Origin of the sequence: Desertihabitans aurantiacus (assembly GCF_003344635.1) — a bacterium.
GTDB classification, from domain to species: domain Bacteria; phylum Actinomycetota; class Actinomycetes; order Propionibacteriales; family Propionibacteriaceae; genus Desertihabitans; species Desertihabitans aurantiacus.
This window is the reverse complement of the sequence record NZ_QPKK01000308.1, coordinates 1-4040: the sequence shown is the minus strand read 5'-3', so window position 1 is coordinate 4040 and position 4040 is coordinate 1. Positions and strand designations below refer to the sequence as shown.

The window sequence follows — 4040 nt, the reverse complement described above, 5'->3', positions numbered from 1 at the left end:
GGCCTCGCCCCGGGCGCGGTCGGCCTCGGCCCGCGCGCGCTCCACCTCCGCACCGGCCCGCTGCGCCTCGGCCTCCTGCTCGGCCCGCCCGACCTGGCGCCGGGACCGGCTCAGCAGCACGGTCGCGGCGAGGCCGAGCAGCAGGCCGACGACGAGGCCGGCCAGCAGGGCGGGGAGAGCAGCGGTGTCCATGCCGAGGATCCTGCCAAGGTGCTCCGACAGTTCCGGGGTGCCGCTCCGCGGCAGCCCGCTCGGGCTCCGTCACGGACGTCGGGGTCCCAGCATCCGAGACGTTCGCCCCGGCTCGGCACCCGGCGACGACGGCACCCGTTCCCCGGGTACTTGAACTTTCAACCGGATGGAGACGTCATGAACCGCCGCACCCGTCTGCTGCTCCTGATCGGCATCCCGGTCGTCGTGGTGGCCCTCGGCGCCGTGCTGTTCGGCCCCCGCATCTACGCCGGCCTGCAGCCCGAGGCACCCGCTCCGCTCTCGGTGCAGGACCCGGCGACGCCCTCGACCGCCGGCGCCGACGAGGTGACCACCGAGGAGGAGCCCACGCCGACGGAGACGGCGCCGGAGGAGGGTGCGGCCGACCTCGAGGGGGCCTGGCGGGTCGGTCAGGGCTCCCAGGCCGGCTACCGCGTCGAGGAGGTGCTGCGCGGAGAGGACGTCACCGTGGTCGGGCGCACCGACCAGGTCACCGGCACCGCCGAGGTCGCCGACGGTGCGCTGACGGAGGCGGTGGTCGAGGTCGACGTCGCCTCGATCAGCACCGACTCGGGCAACCGTGACGACTACTTCGCCAACGAGGCGATGAACGCCGACGAGTTCCCCACCGCCACCTTCACCCTCACCGAGCCGGTGCCGCTGCCCGAGCTCGGCGCGGAGGTCAGCCGGGTGCAGGCCACCGGCACCTTGGAGATCGTCGGGCAGAGCCGGCCGGTGACCGCCGACATCGAGGTGCTCCGCGACGGGTCGACGGTGCGCGCCTCGGGCTCGGTCGACGTCACCTTCGCCGACTGGGGCGTGGAGGCCCCGAGCCTCGGCTTCGTCGAGGTCGAGGACACCGGCCAGGTCGAGTTCCTCGTCGAGCTGACCCGCTGACCGGCACGTCGGGCGGCGGGCGTCGGGGGTGACGCCCGCCGTCGGAGCCGTTTGCTTGGATGGAGCCCATGTCCGTCACCGACCCGCTGCCCCCCGTCGACGACGCCGGCGACCCGCCCGCCCGGCTGCACGCCGACGACCTGGTCGACTTCGTCGCCGCCAGCCCGTCCTCCTTCCACGCCGCGGCCGAGGGCGCGCGGCGGCTGCGGGAGGCGGGCTTCGTCGAGCAGGACGAGACGCTGCCCTGGGACGCCTCCGCCGGCGGCCACTACCTGGTCCGCGACGGCGCGCTGATGGCCTGGTGGGTGCCCGAGGGCGCCTCGCCGGCCAGCCGCTTCCGCGTCGTCGGCTCGCACACCGACTCACCCGGCTTCAAGCTCAAGCCCGACCCGCAGCTGTTCCAGCACGGCTACAGCCAGCTCGGGGTCGAGGTCTACGGCGGCCCCCTGCTCAACTCCTGGCTCGACCGCGAGCTCGGGGTGGCCGGCCGGCTGGTCAGCACCGACGGCGAGCAGCACCTGGTCCGCACCGGCGCGGTGGCGCGCATCCCGCAGCTGGCGATCCACCTCGACCGCGGCGCGAACGACCAGCTGACCCTCGACAAGCAGCAGCACACCGCGCCGCTGCTCGACATGGTCGGCGGCACCTCGGTGCTCGAGGTGCTGGCCGAGCAGGCCGGGCTGCGTCCCCGCGAGGTCGCCGGGCACGACCTGGTCGTCTTCCCGACCGAGCGCGGCGGCTACTTCGGCGACTTCGGGCAGTTCCTGGCCTGCCCGCGCCTGGACAACCTCAGCAGTCTGCACGCCTCGCTGACCGCACTGCTGGCCGCCACCGCCGACGGCGGCACCGACGTCCCGCCGGAGGCGGGCGGTGACATCGCCGTGCTGGCGGGGTTCGACCACGAGGAGATCGGCTCGGCCTCCCGCAGCGGCGCCAACGGCCCGGTGCTGGAGGACGTGCTGCGGCGCACCGCCCGGGCGCTCGGCGCCGACCCCGACCAGGTGGACGCGATGATCACCGGCTCCAGCTGCCTGTCCGCCGACGCCGGGCACGCCGTGCACCCGAACTACCCGGGTCACCACGACCCGGTGAACCGACCGCTGCTCGGTGCCGGTCCGCTGCTGAAGATCAACGCCAACCAGCGCTACGCCACCGACGCCGTCGGGTCGGCGCTGTGGCGGCGGGCCTGCGACGCCGCCGGGGTGCGCACCCAGCCGTTCGTGTCGAAGAACACCATCCCGTGCGGGTCCACGATCGGCCCGCTGACCGCGACCCGCCTGGGGCTGCGGGTGGTCGACGTCGGCACGCCGCTGCTGTCGATGCACTCCGCCCGCGAGATGTGCGCGGTGGACGACGTGTACGCCCTGTCGCTTGCCCTGGCCGCCTACTGGCGGGGCGCCTGAGCGGGGGGCAGCTGCCGCCACGCCAGCGCGAGCAGCGCACCGGCCAGGGCGACGTAGACCATCTGCGCCGCCAGACCGGCCGGCGTCGTCCCGTGCACGCCGACCTGTACCACGAATCCCGTCCAGGCGTAGGTGAGCAACGCCCCGGCGACCGCCGACAGCGTGTGCACCGAGGTCCAGCCGGGCCGGCGCGCGCCGCGCAGCAGCACCAGCGCGGCCGTCCCCACGGCCAGTGCCATCACCAGGGTGGCCACCGGCGCCGGGACCGAGGAGGGCAGGTACTGCGACAGCACGTGGGCACTGCCGCAGAGCAGCGCCACGACCAGCACCTGTGCAGGCCCGGGAGCGCGGCCGTCCCGCTGCTTCGGCCGGGGGAGGAGCAGCGCAGCCACCACGCAGGCCACGGCCAGCACCACCACCGCCACCAGCTGCGGCGCCGGGGCGACGAAGCCGTAGGTGACGTAGGTGCCCAGGCCGATCACCACCATCCCGGCCAGGTAGACCAGGCCCGCACCGATCGAGCCGGGCAGCCTCAACCAGGGGGTGGCGGCGTGGGCGGGGAAGAGGTGCTCGGTGAGCACGATCGGCACGAGGATGCTCCACACCACGTGGATGCCGACCACGTAGGGCGTCCAGACGATGCTGGTGCCCAGGGCCGGCACCCACCCGTGCTCCAGCAGGCCGAGCCCGAGGAAGTCGCGGTTGAACAGGGTCTGGATGACGATGCCCTCCTCGATCAGCCCGTACGCGACGGCGAGGCCGAGCATCGTGGGGTAGCCACGGCCCAGGCGACGGGCCACCTCGCGGACCAGGAGCGCCCCGCCGCCGTAGAGCAGCGCGAGCGGGACGAAGGCCACCGCCGCCTCCAGCGGGCGGGGTGGCATGTTGCCGAGCAGGTACTCCCCGACGAACGGGGCGAGCAGGAGCAGGACCAGGGGTGGCAGAAGACGCACGACGACCTCTCGGGACGGGTTCTCAGACGTCGTCGACGCTAGGTAGGGCACGGGCGGTGCAGGGCGCTCCCAGGGCAACCAGCGACCTTCGGACCGCCGCTGGTGGTGCGGTCGCGACGAAAGTCGCCGCCTCCGTCGACCCTCACCCGCCGGTCGGGTCGAACCAGCGGGCGGCCAGGAGGGCCAGCTGGGTGCGGTTGTCGCGCTCGAATCGTCGCATCAGCCGCGACACGTAACCCTTCACGGTGGCCTCGCTGAGGTAGAGGTCGCGGGCGATCTCCGCGTTGGACGCGCCGGTCACCAGTCGTTGCAGGATGCCCCGCTCCCGCTCGGTCAGCTCCGGCTCCGGTTCGGCGGGTCGCGCCGGCTCCGCCTCCGGCACGGGTGGCGGCGTCGGCGGCGGGGCGACCGTCACCTGGATCGTGGCAGGGGCCGCGGCGGGGCCGAGGAGCCCCAGCCCCTGGCGTGCGACCAGGGCGAGCTCACGGGCGCGGGCGGTCTCCTCCTCCGCACCCGCGGCGGCCAGCGCCACCTCCGCCCGCAGCAGTACCAGCAGCAGCGCCCGCCGGGCCCGGTC

5 protein-coding genes are annotated in these 4040 nt (G+C 74.5%); 2 read left to right on the top strand and 3 right to left on the bottom strand.

Going from position 1 to position 4040, the window contains the following annotated elements:
- On the bottom strand, window positions 1–192 hold a 192-nt coding region (locus tag DVA66_RS17885), incomplete at its 3' end, for a hypothetical protein (RefSeq protein WP_198671912.1).
- A gap of 177 nt (window positions 193–369) precedes the next feature.
- On the opposite strand from DVA66_RS17885, the gene DVA66_RS17880 reads away from it, so the two are divergent.
- Both DVA66_RS17880 and DVA66_RS17875 read left to right on the top strand, forming a co-directional pair.
- Entirely contained in the window at window positions 370–1107 is a 738-nt protein-coding gene (locus DVA66_RS17880; RefSeq protein WP_114561259.1) for a YceI family protein, read from the top strand.
- 68 nt (window positions 1108–1175) lie between these two features.
- Complete coding sequence (locus DVA66_RS17875; protein WP_114561258.1) at window positions 1176–2510, top strand: M18 family aminopeptidase; 1335 nt, start codon at window positions 1176–1178, stop codon at window positions 2508–2510.
- Here the strand turns inward: DVA66_RS17875 and DVA66_RS17870 are convergent.
- Both DVA66_RS17870 and DVA66_RS17865 read right to left on the bottom strand, forming a co-directional pair.
- Entirely contained in the window at window positions 2492–3463 is a 972-nt protein-coding gene (locus DVA66_RS17870; RefSeq protein WP_114561257.1) for a hypothetical protein, read from the bottom strand. The genes DVA66_RS17875 and DVA66_RS17870 overlap by 19 nt on opposite strands.
- A gap of 142 nt (window positions 3464–3605) precedes the next feature.
- Window positions 3606–4040 (bottom strand): response regulator transcription factor (locus tag DVA66_RS17865; protein ID WP_232822049.1); only part of this gene is annotated, 435 nt, incomplete at its 5' end.

Bases quoted from the DNA above. Each gene is read 5' to 3' on its own strand.
- DVA66_RS17880 (WP_114561259.1), top strand. From the start codon at position 370: ATGAACCGCCGCACCCGTCTGCTGCTCCTGATCGGCATCCCGGTCGTC.
- DVA66_RS17875 (WP_114561258.1), top strand. From the start codon at position 1,176: ATGTCCGTCACCGACCCGCTGCCCCCCGTCGACGACGCCGGCGACCCG.